The organism is Streptomyces sp. NPDC048383 (assembly GCF_040651775.1).
In the GTDB taxonomy this organism is placed as follows: Bacteria; Actinomycetota; Actinomycetes; order Streptomycetales; family Streptomycetaceae; genus Streptomyces.
In genome coordinates, this window is sequence record NZ_JBEZKS010000024.1 from 96287 (window position 1) to 112320 (window position 16034).

The 16034-nt window shown below is 73.6% G+C and carries 15 protein-coding genes; 5 read left to right on the forward strand and 10 right to left on the reverse strand.

The window, feature by feature from the left end:
- Positions 1-22 precede the first annotated feature (22 nt).
- Positions 23-1387 (reverse strand): cytochrome P450, encoded by a 1365-nt coding sequence (locus AB0D46_RS18660; RefSeq protein WP_362878641.1) that lies wholly within the window; start codon positions 1385-1387, stop codon positions 23-25.
- 343 nt (positions 1388-1730) lie between these two features.
- Here AB0D46_RS18660 and AB0D46_RS18665 point away from each other — a divergent pair, with 343 nt between their 5' ends.
- Positions 1731-2288 (forward strand): hypothetical protein, encoded by a 558-nt coding sequence (locus AB0D46_RS18665; RefSeq protein WP_362878643.1) that lies wholly within the window; start codon positions 1731-1733, stop codon positions 2286-2288.
- A 45-nt stretch (positions 2289-2333) separates the two neighbouring features.
- Here AB0D46_RS18665 and AB0D46_RS18670 read toward each other — a convergent pair whose 3' ends face one another.
- Positions 2334-2978, reverse strand: a complete 645-nt coding sequence (locus AB0D46_RS18670; protein WP_362878645.1) for a thiol:disulfide interchange protein DsbA/DsbL — start codon at positions 2976-2978, stop codon at positions 2334-2336.
- A 232-nt stretch (positions 2979-3210) separates the two neighbouring features.
- Here AB0D46_RS18670 and AB0D46_RS18675 point away from each other — a divergent pair, with 232 nt between their 5' ends.
- Positions 3211-4179, forward strand: coding sequence for a TAXI family TRAP transporter solute-binding subunit (locus AB0D46_RS18675; protein ID WP_362878647.1), 969 nt, complete (start codon positions 3211-3213; stop codon positions 4177-4179).
- 18 nt (positions 4180-4197) lie between these two features.
- Here the strand turns inward: AB0D46_RS18675 and AB0D46_RS18680 are convergent, their stop codons facing one another.
- From AB0D46_RS18680 to AB0D46_RS18690, 3 genes are all read right to left on the reverse strand, one after another.
- A complete protein-coding gene (locus tag AB0D46_RS18680; protein WP_362878649.1) occupies positions 4198-5571 on the reverse strand; it encodes a HAMP domain-containing sensor histidine kinase in 1374 nt (457 codons plus the stop codon).
- Positions 5568-6302 carry a response regulator transcription factor gene (locus AB0D46_RS18685; RefSeq protein WP_362878651.1) on the reverse strand — a complete coding sequence of 245 codons (735 nt, stop codon included), beginning with the start codon at positions 6300-6302 and terminating at the stop codon, positions 5568-5570. Before AB0D46_RS18685 ends, AB0D46_RS18680 begins: the two co-directional genes overlap by 4 nt.
- A gap of 75 nt (positions 6303-6377) precedes the next feature.
- On the reverse strand, positions 6378-7784 hold the full coding sequence (locus tag AB0D46_RS18690) for an MFS transporter (protein WP_362878653.1): 1407 nt from the start codon (positions 7782-7784) through the stop codon (positions 6378-6380).
- A 340-nt stretch (positions 7785-8124) separates the two neighbouring features.
- Between AB0D46_RS18690 and AB0D46_RS18695 the strand changes: the two genes are divergently transcribed.
- Positions 8125-9069, forward strand: coding sequence for a nucleoside hydrolase (locus tag AB0D46_RS18695; protein WP_362878655.1), 945 nt, complete (start codon positions 8125-8127; stop codon positions 9067-9069).
- Between the two features lie 161 nt (positions 9070-9230).
- Here AB0D46_RS18695 and AB0D46_RS18700 read toward each other — a convergent pair whose 3' ends face one another.
- From AB0D46_RS18700 to AB0D46_RS18710, 3 genes are all read right to left on the reverse strand, one after another.
- The gene (locus AB0D46_RS18700; protein ID WP_362878657.1) at positions 9231-10739 is read right to left on the reverse strand and encodes a glutamate synthase subunit beta; all 1509 of its coding nucleotides are present in this window, start codon (positions 10737-10739) and stop codon (positions 9231-9233) included.
- A gap of 215 nt (positions 10740-10954) precedes the next feature.
- A complete protein-coding gene (locus AB0D46_RS18705; RefSeq protein WP_362878659.1) occupies positions 10955-11527 on the reverse strand; it encodes a hydrolase in 573 nt (190 codons plus the stop codon).
- A 58-nt stretch (positions 11528-11585) separates the two neighbouring features.
- Entirely contained in the window at positions 11586-12110 is a 525-nt protein-coding gene (locus AB0D46_RS18710) for a MarR family transcriptional regulator (protein WP_362878661.1), read from the reverse strand.
- A gap of 110 nt (positions 12111-12220) precedes the next feature.
- Between AB0D46_RS18710 and mraY the strand changes: the two genes are divergently transcribed.
- Positions 12221-13288 (forward strand): phospho-N-acetylmuramoyl-pentapeptide-transferase, encoded by a 1068-nt coding sequence (gene mraY / locus AB0D46_RS18715; RefSeq protein ID WP_362878663.1) that lies wholly within the window; start codon positions 12221-12223, stop codon positions 13286-13288.
- 70 nt (positions 13289-13358) lie between these two features.
- Here the strand turns inward: mraY and AB0D46_RS18720 are convergent, their stop codons facing one another.
- Both AB0D46_RS18720 and AB0D46_RS18725 read right to left on the reverse strand, forming a co-directional pair.
- Positions 13359-13901 (reverse strand): GNAT family N-acetyltransferase, encoded by a 543-nt coding sequence (locus AB0D46_RS18720; protein ID WP_362878665.1) that lies wholly within the window; start codon positions 13899-13901, stop codon positions 13359-13361.
- A 115-nt stretch (positions 13902-14016) separates the two neighbouring features.
- Complete coding sequence (locus AB0D46_RS18725) at positions 14017-15525, reverse strand: amidohydrolase family protein (RefSeq protein WP_362878667.1); 1509 nt, start codon at positions 15523-15525, stop codon at positions 14017-14019.
- Between the two features lie 285 nt (positions 15526-15810).
- Between AB0D46_RS18725 and AB0D46_RS18730 the strand changes: the two genes are divergently transcribed.
- A partial coding sequence (locus AB0D46_RS18730; protein ID WP_362878668.1) for a hypothetical protein occupies positions 15811-16034 on the forward strand: 224 nt, incomplete at its 3' end.

Sequence of the window (16034 nt, forward strand, 5' to 3'; positions counted from 1 at the left end):
CACCGTCCGTGGAAGGGTCTGGTCAGTTGCCGGGTACGACGGCGGCCGGCCCGGCCGCGGTGATCGGCGCGATCGGCGTGCCCGCCGTGCGGGGCGTCGCCCCCGCCTCGCGGCCGGGGGCGGACCGTACGGGTTCCAGCACGAGCCGCAGCCGCTCCAGCCCGCGGAACGCCGCCACCGGACCCTTCAACCGGGCCGCCCGCGCCTCCTCCTCGGACTCGGCCAGCTCCATCTCCGGGAACTCCCGCAGGAGGCAGGACAGCGCGATGTCGAGTTCCAGCCGGGCCAGCGGCGCGCCCAGGCAGTAGTGCGTGCCGTGCCCGAAGCCCAGGTGCATGCCCTGGATTCCCTCGCGGGTCACGTCCAGGACGTCCGGGGCACCGAACTGGTCCGGGTCCCGGTTCGCGGAGGAGATGGCGATCTGCACGAGCGAGCCCTTGGGGATGAGCGTGCCCCGCACCTCCGCGTCCTCGGCCGCGTACCGGAAGGTGGAGGTCTCCACGGAACCCTCGAAGCGGACGAATTCCTCCACCGCCCCGGGGATCAGCGCGGGATTGCGCCGCAGCCTCTCGAACTGGTCGGGACGGAGCAGCAGGTCCAGGACGGAGTTCCCGATCTGGAACGCGGTCGTCTTGTGCCCCGCGAAGAACAGCACCCACAGGGACGAGACCAGCTCCGCGTCGTCCAGCCCGTCCTGCGCCCGGATGAGGTCGCTGAGGAAGGAGTCCGAGGGGTGGGCGCGGGTGTGCGCGATCAGACGGTTCAACCGGGCCTGGAGCCACTCCTCGGCAGCCCTCAGCTCCGCTTCCATCCGCGGGTCGAACCGGGCCCGCGTCACCACCGCGAACTGCCCGAGGATCTCCGGACGGTCCGCCTCCGGAATCCCCATCAGCTCGCACAGCACCGTGATGGGGAACGGGAACGCGAACGCGGGGATCAGGTCCACCGGCTCCGTCTTCGGACACGCGGCGAGCAGCCCCTCCGCGATCTCGGTGATCCTCGGCCGCATCCCCTCCACCCGCCGCGGGCTGAACGCGGTCCTCAGGGCGCGGCGCAACCGGGTGTGGCGGGGCGGGTCCGAGTTGAGGACGTTGTCGTCGAGGTCGTCGAAGAGGCTGCCGTACACCGCGTGGTAGAGGTCGAGGGCCCCACGCATGTCCTTGCTGAAACGGGGATCGGACAGCGCGTCGCGGGCGTCGTCGTACCGCGTGATCAGGTACGTGTCGACGCCGTGCGCGGGCGTCAGACGGCACACCGGGGCCTGCTCGCGCAGGGCCGCGTAGACGGCGTGCGGGCACGTCCGGAACTCCGGCGCGCCCCTGGACACGGACGCCACGATGTCCCGCAGCGCTTCGCCGCCGTTCGGTGCCGCATTCTCCTGCGCCATGTCTGAGTACCCTCCGTGAAGCCGGCGTTCGGCCACTCACGGGTTCCCTGCGGCCCCCGGCCGTGAAACGGGCCGTGGCTCGTTCGAGTGAGTCCGTCGCCCCTTCGCGCGGTGCCACCGAGGGCAACGCCCGTCCCGCCCGGCCGTGGGAAGGGAGCCCGCCGACCGCCGCCCGAGCCGTACGCGCCGTCGGCCGACCGGCCGTCAGCCGTCCGATCGGAAGGGGTGGCGGCCGGCCGGAGCGGGGAAGGGCTGCTCGTGCAGCCGCCCGCAGCCGGGGGCGCGCCGTCGCGGCCCCGACCGGACGGCACTCCTCGGACGATGCACCCCCAGGGAGTTCCCCATGCCCCGAACCCTCACCTTCGCCCTCGCCACGGCCGCCTCGCTCGCCACCCTGGCGGCCGTCGCCGCACCCGCCGCCACCGGCGCGGACACCGCCAAGGCCGCCGCCGACCGGGCCGCCACCTACCGGGCCACCGCGCCGTTCCACCGGCACGCGAGCGCAGTGAAGGCGGGCTACGTACCGGACAAGTACTGCGTGGAACGCGCCGGCGCCGGCGCCCTCGGCTACCCGCACTTCAACCACGGCCACGACAACTCCGTCGACCCGGCGAGGCCCGCCGCCCTGTTCTACGAGGACGACGGGCGCGGCGGCAAGCGCCTCATCGGGGTCCAGTGGACGGTCTTCGACCGCGACCAGGACGTGACCACCGACAGCGACCGCCCGAAGCTGTTCGGCATCCCGTTCAAGGGCCCGCAGCGCGGGAACTTCCCCGGCCAGCCGGTGCACTACGCCCTGCACATGTGGCTGTGGAAGAAGAACCCCGCCGGCACCTTCGAAACCTTCAACCGCGCGGTCACCTGCCTGCCCGGCACCACCCGGCCCAAGCCCGCCGTCTGAACCCGGAGGCGGCGGCGCACAGGGCCGCGCCGCCGCCCGACGGCGTCAGGACCCCGAACGGGGTCCGACCGGGTGGGCCCGCCCCGCGCCCCGACCGCCCCGCCCGCTCTCGACCCGGGCCACCAGCCGCTCCAGGGCGGCCAGCGTCCCGGGGAAGCCCGCCCCGGTCTCCCGGACCACCCCGGGCCCGGTCAGGAAACGGCCGTCGACCACCAGCGCCGGCACCCCCTGGATGCCGTACGCCCGGAGCAGCGCGTCGGCGTGCCGGATCGCGGACTCCACCGCGTCCGAGGCGAAGGCGGCGGCGAAACCGGCCTCGTCCAGGCCCTGCTCCGCGGCCCAGGCGAGGACCGCCCCGTCGGTGTCGAGGTGCGCGCGGTCCCGGTGGATGGCCGTGAAGGCCCGCTGGTGGAACGCGCCGGCGCCCAGTGCCTCCAGCGCGAAGTGCAGGCGCTGCTGCGGCTTGAAGTTCTGCCGGCTGCCGCTCGTCGCGCGGTCGAAGTCCACGGGGATCCACCGGAACGCGACGCGGTCGGCGTGGGCGCCGCGCCACGCGTCCAGCACCGGTTGCAGCTCGTACGCATGCGAGTCGGAGTACCAGAAGAAGGCCTCGACGGTGACCGGACCCGTACCCGCGCCGGCCGGCGCGGGGCCGTTCACGTGGGTGTGGTCCTGGCCTTCGACAGACATGGGGAGGCTCCTCCGTCTCGAACGTGCCGGCCGCGCCCGCGCGCGGGACGCTGTCGTGCCGTCCCCCGCGCGCGCCGTGCCCAGGACGGAACGTATGTGTCCGCCCACCGGTCGCGAAACGCAGATCCCGGCCACCCCGAGGCCGGAAACAGTCCCTTCGGGATTCCTTCCCCCACGGGCCCCGCCGCCCCGGCCCCGACGGCCCGCCGGCCGCACCGCCTACGCTGGCGCCGTGAACGGAGCACACCCCAGCCGCCGGCAGGCCGTGTGCGCGGGCGCCCTGGCGGTCGCCGCCGCGCTGGCCGGCTGCACGGCCGGCTCCGGCCCGGCGCGCCGACTGCGGCTCGCGACGGGCCCCCCGGGCGGCCCGTACAACGCGTTCGGCGAGGCCCTGGCCAAGGCCGTCACCACGGGCGCCCCCGGGACGCGGATCGAACCCGTCGACACCGCGGCCAGCGTCAACAACCTGCGCAAACTGCAGGACGGCAGCGTCGACCTGGCCCTGGCCATGGCCGACGCCGCCGAGGACGCGGTCCTGGGACGGGAACCGTTCGCCCGTCCCGTCCCGGTGACCGCGCTGGCCCGGGTCTACGTGAACTACACCCATCTCCTCGTCCCCCGGGACGGGCCGGTCCACACGGTGGAACAGCTCGCCGGCCGCCCGGTCGCGGCCGGCGCCGCCGGGTCGGGGGTACGGGTCGTGGCGGGCCGGGTGCTCCGGGCGGCCGGCGTGGGCACGGACCTCGCCGCCGCCCGGGAACGGGAACTGGGCCTCGCGGCATCGGCGTCGGCGCTGCGAGAGGGCACGGTCGACGCCCTGTTCTGGTCCGGCGGCGTCCCCACCGCGGCCCTGTCGGAGCTGGCCCGGGAGCACCCGGTCCGGTTCCTGCCGCTGGACGGACACGTCGGCGCGCTGCGCGGGCGCCACGGCCCCGTCTACACGGCGGTCACCCTCCCGGCGGGGGCGTACGGGCTGACGGAGCCGGTCGGGACCATCGGCGTCGGCAACTACCTCCTGGCCCGCGCCGACCTCCCGGACGCCGCGGTGCGCGACGTGCTGCGGGTGGTGTTCGACCGGTGGCGGGACCTACTGCGGGAGGTGACCGCCGGGGCCCGGCTGGAACCCCGGTTCGCCATCTCGACCGGGGCCGTCCCCCTCCACCCGGGCGCGGTGGCGTACTACCGCTCGGTGTACGGCTGAGCGCCCGTCCGGGGCGGTTCAGGCGGCCGGCAGCCGCAGTTCGGTCAGCAGCCCGCACGGCACGTTGCCGCCCACGTCGAGCCGGCCACCGCTGACCCGGGCGATCTCCTCGGCGATGGCCAGCCCCAACCCGCTGCCCCGGACGTTCTGGTGCTCGGGGGACCGGGCGAAACGCCGCAGCAGCAGGTCCCGTTGCTCGGGCGGTACGCCCGGGCCGTCGTCGCGGACCCGGACCAGGACGGCGCCGTCTTGCTCCCGCGTGACGGCGACCTCGACGCGACCGCCCGCCGGTACGAACTTGACGGCGTTGTCGAGGAGCGCGTCCAGGACCCGGCCCGCCGCATCGGGCAGCGCGCGGGCCCGCAGTCCCTCCCCGGGACACGCGTGCGCCAGCTCCAACCCGGCCCCGGCGAAGACCGGGGCCCAAGCCCGCACCCGCTCCCGTACCGCCGCCGCCACGTCCTGCTCGCGCGGCTCCGCCGGGCCCGACTCCACCCGCGCCAGGGCCAGCAGCCCGTCGAGGAGCTCCTCCAGGCGCTCCGCCTCGTCCAAGGCCCGCGCGTGTTCGGCCAGACCGGGGCCAGGAGAGACGTACGGCTCCACGTTCTCCAACTGGAGCACCAGGGTGGCCAACGGGTTGCGCAGCTGGTGCGAGGCGTCGGCGACGAAGTCGCGCTGCCGGCCGATGGAGTCGGCCACGGCCTCCGCCATCGCGTTGAAGTGCAGCCGCAGGCGGCGCAGTTCGGGCGGGCCGGTCTCGGACACCGCCCTGGCCCGCAGGCTCCCCGCGGCCAGCTTCTCCACGGCCCGGTCCAGATCGAGGACCGGCCGCAGCAGCCACCGGGTGATCCCGGCCGCGACCAGGGCGGCGGCGGTGAAGGCGGCCGCCGCCCCGGCGCCGATCAGCGACCAGCGGACCGCCACGTCCCGCCGGGCCGTGGCCGTCGGCAGCGCCAGCAGGACGGCGCCGCTGACCCGCTCGTCCCGGCCCACCGGCTCGGCCAGCACGACCTCGCCCGGCCCCCAGGGGCGCAGCGTGGGGAGCCGGTCGGTGGACCGGCCGGTGAGCGCACGGTCGCGGGCCTCGATCGCCCCGGCGGCGGCGTCGGCCCGCGCTCCGGCCCGGGCCACCGGCGCCCCGGCCGGATCGACCACGACGACCCCGGCGCCGTACAGCTGGGCGTACCGGCCGATCTCGGCGGACAGCTCCGCACGGTCGGCGTCCGTCCGCATCCGCTCGGCGAGATCGGCGAACCGCACCGCCTCGGACCGCCGTTGCAGCAGCAGGTGCTCGGTCCGTCCCCGGGCGTACGCGTCGGCCAACGGGACGCACAGCAGCAACGCGGCGGCCCCCATGAGGACCATCAGCACGGCCAGGAGCCGCCGCCTCATCGCGGGCCGCCGGCGGGAGCGCCGGGCGGCCCGGTCCCGGCGGGAGGGGCGCCGAGCTGGTAGCCGAAGCCGCGTACCGTACGGACCAGCCAGGGGCGGCCGGTCTTGGCCCGGACCCCCGCCACGTGGACGTCGAGCGAGCGGGAGACCCCGAGGAAGGCGTCGCCCCAGATCCGGTCCAGGATCTCCTCGCGGGCGTGCACCTCGTCGGGGCGCTCGGCCAGGAAGGCGACGACGTCGAACTCCCTGCGCGTCAACCGGACCTCGGAATCCGCCACGGTGACCGTGCGGCGCGCCAGGTCCACCGTGACGTCCCCGCTGCGCACGATCCGGTCCCCGCCCGACGTCGGCCCGGAGGGTCCCGTCGGGCCGGAGCGGACGGCCGAACGGCGGCGGACGCTGTCGACGCGGGCCATCAACTCGGCCATCCGGAACGGCTTGACGACGTAGTCGTCGGCGCCCGCCCGCAGCCCCTGCACGATGTCGCGCTCCTCGCAGCGCGCCGTGACCACGATCAGCGGGGCGTCGCAGACCGTCCGCAACCGGCGCAGCAGCTCCAGCCCGTCGAGGTCGGGCAGCCCCAGGTCCAGCAGGACGAACTCGGCCTCGTGCACGTGCCGCAGGGCGTCCAGGGCGCGGCCCACCCGGCGGACGGTGTGTCCGCGCTGGGCGAGCGCCGTCCCGAGGGCGTGCGCCATGCGGTCGTCGTCCTCGACGAGCAGAGCGTGCATGGACACATCCCTCGTGCCGCGTGAGCCGGGGCAGCAGACTACGGGAGCCCGCCGCACCGGGTCACCGTCGCCGGTTCAGCGCGCGGAGCGTTCCGGCGCCGTCGCGGGGGACGTCACCGGTAGGGCCCTGCCTTCGACCGCCGCGTCGGCCTCCGCCTCGGCGCGGCTGAGCGCGGTGTCACGGGTGTCCGGCATCAGCACGTAGGTGACGAGGGAGACCAGCGCGCAGCCGGAGACGTACCAGAAGAACATGCTCTCGCGGCCGTTGCTCTTGAACCACAGGGCCACGTACTCCGCGGTGCCGCCGAACAGGGCGTTGGCGATGGCGTACGGCAGGGCCACGCCCAGGGCGCGCACCCGGGTGGGGAACAGCTCCGCCTTGACGGCCGCGTTGATGGAGGTGTAGCCGGTGACGATGACCAGCGCCAGCAGCGACAACCCCAGCGCGGACCAGTACGAGGACGCCGACCCGAGCGCGGTCATGATCGGGTACGTACCGACGGTGCAGCCCACCGCGAAGGTGATCAGCAGCGGCCGGCGGCCGATCCGGTCCGACAGCATGCCGGCGAAGGGCTGCAACACCGCGAAGAGGGCGAGTGCGGTGAAGCTGACCAGGGTCGCGGTCGTCTTCGGCATGCCCGCACTGCCGACGAGGTACTTGGTGAGGTACGTGGTGTACGTGTAGTAGGCCACGGTCCCGCCGAGGGTGAGGGCCATGACCAGGCCGGCCTGCCGCCGGTGCTCCCACAGGACCTTCAGCGTGCCGCGCGTGCTGTCGTCGTGGCCCTCGTCACCCGACGACTGCTCCTTGAACGCGTCGGTCTCCTGGAGCCGGCGCCGCAGCCAGAAGACGACCACGGCGAACAGCGCTCCGAGGAGGAACGGGATCCGCCAGCCCCAACTCTCCAACTGGGCCGTGGTGAGGGTGTGTTGCATCATGATCAGGATGCCCAGGCCGAGGAGCTGGCCGCACGTCATCGACACGTACTGGAACGACGAACCCAGTCCGCGCCGGTTGCGGGCCGACGCCTCGGTCAGGTAGGTGGCACTGGCCGCGTACTCGCCGCCGATGCTCATCCCCTGCAGGAGCCGCGCGAGCAGCAGCACCAGGGCGCCGAAGTAGCCGGCCTGACCGTAGGTGGGGGCCACGGCGATCAGCAGGGCGGCCACCGACATCATCGTGACCGTGAGCGTGAGCGCGCTCTTGCGGCCGTGCCGGTCGGCGGCGCGGCCCAGGATCCACCCGCCGACGGGACGCATCAGGAACCCGACGGCGAAGATCCCCGCCGTGTTCATCAACTGCGTGGTCGGATTGTCGTTGGGGAAGAAGGAGTCGGCGAAGTAGATCGCGAAACTGGCGTAGACGAACCAGTCGTACCACTCGACCAGGTTGCCCAGGGACCCGCCGATCAGGGCGAGACGGCGCTTCTTGCGCTCCTCCGCGGACGAGGGCGGTACGGGCACGACGGCGGGCGCGGACATGGCGGCTCCGGAGGGAAGAGAAGACCCAGAAGGGCGAGGGGGAACGCCCCGGCGGTGGGGGAGTGACCAGAGCATGCGGTCGCCCTCGCCGGCGGACAAGGTCCGCCGCGCAGATCTAACGTTCCGCTAAGGAAGGCGCACGCGAACGGTCCCCGGGGGCGGGGGCGGGGGCGGGGTCGGGGCATCGCCGGTCGGGCGGCGCCGGCCCGGTTCCGCCGACCCGACCGCGCCCCTCCGGCTCCGGTCACATTCGGCCAGGTCCCGGGCGGCGGACGGCTCGCGGCGTCCGGGGCGGGGCAGACTGGGCCCGTCAGCTGCTCCCGACGCGGAGGACCCGCCCGTGCCCGTACCGATCATCATCGACTGCGACCCCGGCCACGACGACGCCCTAGCCCTCATGCTGGCGGCCGCCGATCCCGCGGTCGACCTGCTCGCCATCACGACCGTGGCGGGCAACCAGACCCTGGACAGGACGACCCTCAACGCCCGTCGCGTGTGCACCCTCGCCGGGATCACCGACGTCCCCGTCGCCGCCGGCTGCGACCGGCCCCTCGTCCAGCCGCTGGCCGTCGCCGCCGACGTGCACGGCGCCTCGGGGCTGGACGGACCGCGGTTCCCGCCGCCCACGGTCGACGTGGTCCCCGAGCACGCCGTGGACCTCATCCACCGGATCCTGCGGGAACACCCCGAGCCCGTCACGCTCGTACCGACCGCCCCGCTGACGAACATCGCCCTGCTGCTGACCCGCTACCCCGACAGTGCCTCCCGGATCCGGGAGATCGTGCTGATGGGCGGCTCCACCGAGCGCGGCAACCGCACCCCGGCGGCCGAGTTCAACATCCACACGGACCCGGAGGCCGCGGCCATCGTCCTCGACAGCGGGGTACCCGTCACGATGTGCGGCCTCAACGTCACTCACCAGGCGCTCGCCACCCCCGAGGTACTGGCCCGGTTCGAAGCGCTCGGCACCGAGTTGGGCCGCACCTGCGCCGAACTGCTCGCCTACTTCGGCTCGGCCTACCACCGGCTGTGGGGCATGCCGCACCCGCCGCTGCACGACCCGGTCGCGGTGGCCCGCGTCATCGATCCCACGCTCGTGGAGTGCGTCGACGCGACCGTCTCGATCGAACTGCACGGCAGCCACACCCGCGGAGCCACCGTCGTGGACTTGCACCACTACCTGGGCCGCCCCGTCAACGCCCGGGTCGCGGTGTCCCTGGACACCGAACGGTTCTGGGACCGCATGGTCGGCGCCGTCGAGGCCCTCGGTTCCCGCCGCGCCTGACCTCAGGCTCCCGGCGGACCGACACTCCCGCGGCGCCTGAAGTTCCCGGCGCGCCTGCGGATCCCGGCGCGCCTGCGGATCCCGCCGCGTCTGCGGATCCCGCGGACCTGAAGCTCCTGCCGGGCCGTCGTCCACGACGTGGGTTCCCGGCCCGGCGCCCGCTATGCGGCCCCGTAGCGCATGCGCCCCAGGGCGGTCATCGGTCGGTCGTGGGCCGCGACGGGCGCCGGGAGGCAGGTGGAGCCCATCAGGTACCGGTCGACCGCCGCGGCCGCCGCCCGGCCCTCCGCGATGGCCCACACCACCAGGGACTGCCCCCGGCCCGCGTCGCCCGCGACGAACACCCCGGGTGCCCGCCCGCCGGCGGCCGCGAAACCGGCGTCGCGGGCGAAGTTCCCGCTCCCGTCGCACTCCAGCCCCAACTGCTCGCGCAGCCGCCCCGTCCGCTCCGGACCGGCGAAACCCAGCGCCAGCAGGACCAGTCCGGCGGGCAGCACGCGCTCGGTGCCGGTCAGGGGCGTGCGGGCGGCCGGCTCGACGGAACTCAGGTGCAGGGCCCGTACCCGCCCCGCGGTGTCACCCTCGAAGCACAGCGTGGCGCTGGCGAAGAGTCGGGGGTCGTACCCGGCGAGCCCACGCGCCTCGGCGTGCGCGTGGGAGATCCGGTACACCCTCGGGTACGTCGGCCAGGGCTCGCCGTCCGCGCGGTCCGGCCCGGGTTCCGCGTTGATGTCCAACTGGATCACGGAGAGGGCTCCCTGCCGCAGCGCGGTGCCCAGGCAGTCCGAGGCGGTGTCCCCACCGCCGACGACCACCACGTGCCGGCCCTCCGCCGTGACCCGCGGCGCCGCCCGATCGCCCTCCAGGACCCGGTTGGCGAGGGTCAGGTACTCCATCGCCTGATGGATCCCGTCCAGCTCGCGCCCCGGCACCGGCAGCTCCTTGCGCTCGCCGGCCCCCACCGCGACGACCAGCGCCCCGTACCGCCCCCGCAGGTCCGCCGCGCACACCGCCCCGCCGACGTCCGACCCCGTGACGAAGACCGTGCCCTCGTCCCGCATCTGCTCGATCCGCCGGTCCAGGTGCCGTTTCTCCATCTTGAACTCGGGGATGCCGTAGCGCAGCAGCCCGCCGATCCGGTCGGCCCGCTCGTGAACGACGACGGTGTGACCGGCCCGCGTCAGCTGCTGCGCGGCGGCCAGCCCGGCCGGACCGGAACCGATGACGGCCACCTCCCTGCCACTGCGGCGTTCCGGCGGGCGGGGCGCCATCCAGCCGCGGCGCCGGCCTTCGTCGGCTATCTCCTGCTCGACGTTCTTGATGGTCACCGCATCCGAGTTGATGGTCAGGACGCACGCGTCCTCGCAGGGCGCCGGGCAGAGCCGGCCGGTGAACTCCGGGAAGTTGTTCGTGGCGTGCAGCCGCTCGTACGCGGCGGCCCAGTCACCGCGGGCGGCGAAGGCGTTCCACTCCGGTATGAGGTTCCCGAGCGGGCAGCCGACGTGGCAGAACGGGATTCCGCAGTCCATGCAGCGGTCGGCCTGGCGGGCGACGAGCGGGAGCAGCGCCTGTCCCGCGTGGACCTCGCGCCAGTCGTGCAGCCGTTCTTCGACGGGACGGGCCGGTACGGGCTCGCGGGGAATCCTGAGGAAGCCGAACGGATCGGTCACGCGCCGCCTCCCTGGATCGTGCGCGGCGTGCGCGCACCGCACGGGGCACCCGGTGCTCGTGGTGGGCGGGTCCCGCAGGCGTGTGGTGTGCGGCGTTCCACTCAGCGTACGCCGCACCGGGCGGGGCGTCCGCTCGGTGCGCCGGCGCCCGGTCGGGCCCGGGTCGGTGGTCCGTCGGGCGCTGGTCCGGTGCCGGTTCGCCACGCGTCCGGGCCTCAGTTCCGCAGGGCCGCGACGATCTCGTCCGTGGTGCTGACCTTGCCGATGCGGGGGAAGATCCGGCCGAAGCTGTGGGCGTGTGCCTCGGGGTCGGTGTCGGCGGTGGCGTCCTCGGCGAAGACGAGCCGGTAGCTGTGTTCCCAGGCCGTGCGGGCGGTGGATTCGACGCCGATACTGGTCGAGATGCCGCCCAGGACGATGCGGTGGATGCCGCGGCGGCGCAGCTGGAGGTCCAGCTCGGTCCCGGTGAAGGCGCCCCAGTGCCGTTTGGTCACGACGACGTCGGCCAGGGCGGCCAGCTCGGCGGGGATCTCGGAGAAGGCGGCGGGCGGCGCGGCCGCGGGGCCGGGACGGTCCACTTCGAGGGTGGGCAGGTCGCCTCCGTCGGGCGACCACGCGACCTTGACCAGGACCACCGGGAGCTTGCGGGCCCGGAAGGCCTCGGCGAGGCGGACGCCCCGGCGCAGGACCTCGTGCGCGGGCCTCGTGGTGGGCAGGGCCAGGATGCCGCTCTGCAGGTCGATGAGGACCAGGGCGGTGTCGTCCTCAAGGTTCAGGGCGTCGCTCATGGGTGGGGGTGTCCTTCCGTCGGTGGGCCGGGGTGTGCCGTGGCGTTCCGCTTCCGGTTCAGGCCTCGGCCAGCCGGCGCAGGAGCGGGACGGCCTCGGCCACGGTTTGCTGTTCGGCCGGGGAGAGGCGGCGGGCCATCAGATCGGCCAGCCGGCCGCGGCCGGCCTCCTGGCGTTCCGCGGCGACCCGGCGGCCGCGGTCCGTCAGGGCGATCACCTTGCGGCGCCCGTCGGTGGGGTGCGCGGCGCGCTCGACGTGGCCGCCGGCCCGGAGGGCGGCGACCGTGGAGTTGAGGGACTGCGGGCGGATCCTCTCGGCCCGGGCCAGCTCGGTGATCGTACGGGGCCCCTCCCGATCGAGGCGCTTCAGGACCGACACCTGCCCCAGGGTCAGGCCGCTTCCGGCGGAGGCCGTGCGCAGGTGCCGCACCATCAGGCCGACCACCAACTGGAGCTCCTCGGCAGTGTCCCGGAGCCGCCGGGCCGTGTCGTCCGCGTCCGCGGGATCCGGGGTCCCTGCGGGGTCCAGCGGGTCGGTCGGGTCCACCGGGTCGCTCGGGTCCACCACGTCCACCACGTCCATCAATCGAACATAGCCCGCATATCGGACGACTGCAAAGCAAGCCTTGGCATCCCGGACGGCCGACCCCCGGGCGACGCCGGGCCCGCCCCCGGGGTGGGGATGATGGGGCGGTGAACCAGATACTTTACGCAGGGGTCTTGGGCCTCGTCCTCACCCTGGCCGGCACCCCGTTACTCATCAAGGTCCTGGCTCGGAAGGGCTACGGCCAGTTCATCCGGGACGACGGACCGCGCGGACACCACGGCAAACGCGGCACCCCGACGATGGGCGGCATCGCGTTCATCACGGCGACGCTCGTGGCGTACGGCCTCACGAAGGTGATCACGGGGGAGCCCGCCACCCACCCCGGCGCGCTGGTGCTGTTCCTGATGGCGGGCATGGGGGTGGTCGGGTTCCTCGACGACTACATCAAGATCGTCAAGCGGCGGTCGCTGGGTTTGCGCGCCAAGGCGAAGATGTCCGGACAGCTGGTCGTCGGCACCGCCTTCGCCGTCATGGCCCTCCAGTTCGCCGACGCGCGCGGTCGGACTCCCGCCTCGATGCGGATCTCGTTCGTCACGGACTTCGGCTGGACGATCGGGCCCGTACTCTTCGTGGTCTGGGCCCTGTTCATGATCCTGGCCATGTCCAACGGGGTGAACCTCACCGACGGGCTCGACGGATTGGCCACCGGCGCCGCGGTGATGGTCTTCGGCGGGTACACCTTCATCGGCATCTGGCAGTTCCAGAAGTCCTGCGCCGACGCCGTGGGGTTGGTCGACCCCGCGGGCTGCTTCGAGGTCCGCGACCCCCTCGACCTGGCCGTCGTCGCCTCCGCCCTGATGGGCGCCTGCTTCGGTTTCCTCTGGTGGAACACCTCGCCCGCCAAGATCTTCATGGGCGACACCGGTTCCCTCGCCCTGGGCGGCGCGTTGGCGGGCCTCGCCATCTGCTCGCGGACCCAACTGCTGCTCGTCCTGCTGGGCGGCCTCTTCGTCCTCATCACGATGTCGGTCGTCATCCAGGTCGGCTCGTTCAAGCTGACCGGCAGGCGTGTCTTCCGCATGGCTCCGCTCCAGCACCACTTCGAGTTGAAGGGCTGGTCGGAGGTCCTCGTCGTGGTCCGGTTCTGGATCGTCCAGGGCATGTGCGTGATCGTCGGCCTGGGCGTCTTCTACGTGGCCGGCGCCGGGCTCTGACGCGGGTCTGCCCGTCGAGCAACCGGCCGAACGGGGTCCGATCCGGTGGGGGGGGAGGGGTGGTCGGGGGTCAGGGGCGGTCGAGCCCCCAGGTCTGGAGCGCGTACGGCCGGCCCTTCTCCTCGCCCTTGATCAACGGCACGTCGAGGAGCCGGAAACCGGCCCGCACTGCCACGCCGACGCTGGAGGCGTTCTCGGCCTCCAGCTCCAGGATCACCTGCTCCGCGCCCAACTCCTCGAAGGCGTACGCGGCCATCACCCGCACCGCCCGGGCCGCCAGCCCCTGCCCCCGGTGTGCCGGACCGACGGCGTACCCGAGCTCGGTGCCCTCGGGTGCGCGCTTGAGCATCACCTCGCCGAGTGCGGCGCCGCCGTCGACGGTGATGGCGAGCAGCAGCGCCGTACCGTCCGTACGCAGCTGCCGGGCCCGGTCCAGGCGGGTGCGGGCGGCCCCGTCGTCGAAGGGGGAGACGATCGGGGTCCAGTACGCGATGTCGGGGTGGTCGAACAGCTCGGGCATCCCCGCCAGGTCCGCTTCGGTCCAGTCGCGCAGGATCAGACCCTCCCCGGTCAGCTCGATCCGGTCGGGGAAGGACGGCGTGCTGCTGCTCATGCGGGGGGACCTCCGGGGCCGGTGCGGGAGCAGGCAGGATATCCGGCGACCGGCCATCGGATCACCGGATCACCGGATCACCGGATCATCCTGCCGACGGGAGGCGTGCCGCGCCCTACGCCCGCCGGTCGGCGGGGGCGGGGGCGGTGGCCCGCAGGCGGGTCGCGGCGGCTTCCGCCTCGCGGACGACGCGTGCGGTGTCGACATCGACGAGACGGCCGCCGAGTTTGAGCGGGCGGCCGTCCACGAAGACCGCCTCGACGTTCTCCGGCCGGCCATTGAACACGATCTGAGCGATCCGGTCGAAACGAGGGGCGAAGTTCAACGTGCCCGGGTCGAGCACGAGGACGTCGGCGCGTTTGCCCGGAGTCAGCGAGCCCACCCGGTCGGCCATCCCGATCGCCTCCGCGCCGCCCATCGTCGCGGCCCGCAGTACGTCCTGGACCTGCGGGAACACCGACGCGTCCAGCGAGTGCGCCCTTTGCAGGCCGATGGCGCTCTTCATCAGGGCGAAGAAGTCGGAGGAGTCGTTGGTGCCGCCGTCCTGCCCCAGCCCGACCTTGACGCCCCGGCGGCCGAGGTCGGGAAGCCGCATGACGCCCGAAGCGAGCCGCATGTTGCTCAGCGGGCAGTGCGCGGCGCGGACGTCGTGCGCGGCGATCGCCGAGATCTCGTCGTCCGTCAGGTGGATCGCGTGGTTCATCAGCAGGCGGGGGCCGAAGGCTCCGATGCCGGTGAGCACAGCGAGCGGATCGTCCGCGCGCTGCTCGACGCGTTCCAGCACGTGGCTGTTGAGCATCAGACCGAGGTCCTGGGCGATCTCCCAGTGGATCCGGTTGAGCCCCTCGATGGCGCGCGCCGCGTGCGTGGCGATCTGCGCCGAGGCCAGTGGCAGCGGGTCGATGAGCTCCTTCTTCACCCGGGACAGGAGATCGGCCTGAGACTCCGCCTGGAACATGGCGTACGAGAAGCGCACCCCGGTGTCGGCGAGGGCCCGCACGTACTGCGTGGTGGTGTCGTAGGGGAGGGCGTCCACCCAGTCCACCAGCGTGGTCACCCCGGACTGCACGGAGTCGAGGGCCGCGAGACGAACGAACCGGTACATGTCGGTCGGCGAGATGCGGGAGAACGTCGGCCTGTTGCATGCGGCCAGCCAGCCGAAGAGGTCACGGCCCGAGCAACCGCCGCGCATCGAGGACTGCCAGAGGTGGGTGTGGACGTCGACGAATCCCGGCATCAGCAAGCGGTCGGACACGTCGATCACCCTGGTCCCGGCCGGTACGCCCAGCCGCCGACCGACGGCGGTTACGGCCCCGTCCCGCATCAGGACGTCTGCCCCCTCCACCGTGCCCAGCGGTCCGTCGCCCAGGGCGGGATCCATGGTGAGCACCAGCGCGGCGTTGCGCAGGAGGGTGGCCCGGCCGGTGGGACCGCCTGCGGCGACCGGCGCCTCGCGCGGGCGGGTCCGTCCCGCGCCGAGCACGAACGGACTCGTCGCCGCCATGCCCAGGCCGGCCAGCACCCTGCGGCGCCCGGGGGCCGGGAGTGGAGTCGGGGCGGGGGGAGCCTGTGCGGTCTCCGGTACCTGTGCGGTGGTGCCGGGACATTCGCTGAGCGGGTCCATGTCGTGCTACCTCCCGACGGAATGGCGCGGGGCGCTCCTGTGGACTCACGGATCGTCAGGCACGTGCGGAATCACACGGGTTCGTATCCGGATGGTGCGCCCGCCCGGGTCCGTCCCGGAAGGGCCGCGTCAACAATTTGTTTCAAACGTCGGCCGGCGGAGCGGTGGCGAGTAGCAGTCGAACGCCCAATTGGCTCGGAGATCCTGCCTGGTGGCGCCGGTTCAAGGCGCGTCGACGGGGTATCCGCCCAGGGACGTTGCGCACGATGACGCTCTGGAGGAGCCATGCCCGGACTGTTCGCGAAGATCAAGGAGTTCAGTCGTAGCCCGCAGGGGCAGCGGACCATCGCCTCGGCCCGGCGGGCGGCGGCCGATCCGGGGAAGCGGGCGGCGGCCCGTCGGATGCTGACCCGACTGCGCGGCGTCCCCAAGGCCGACCGCAGGCCGGAGGCCGAACGCCTGCTGGAACTGGTCCGCCTCACCGGCTCGTACGGCAAGCGCGTCCACGA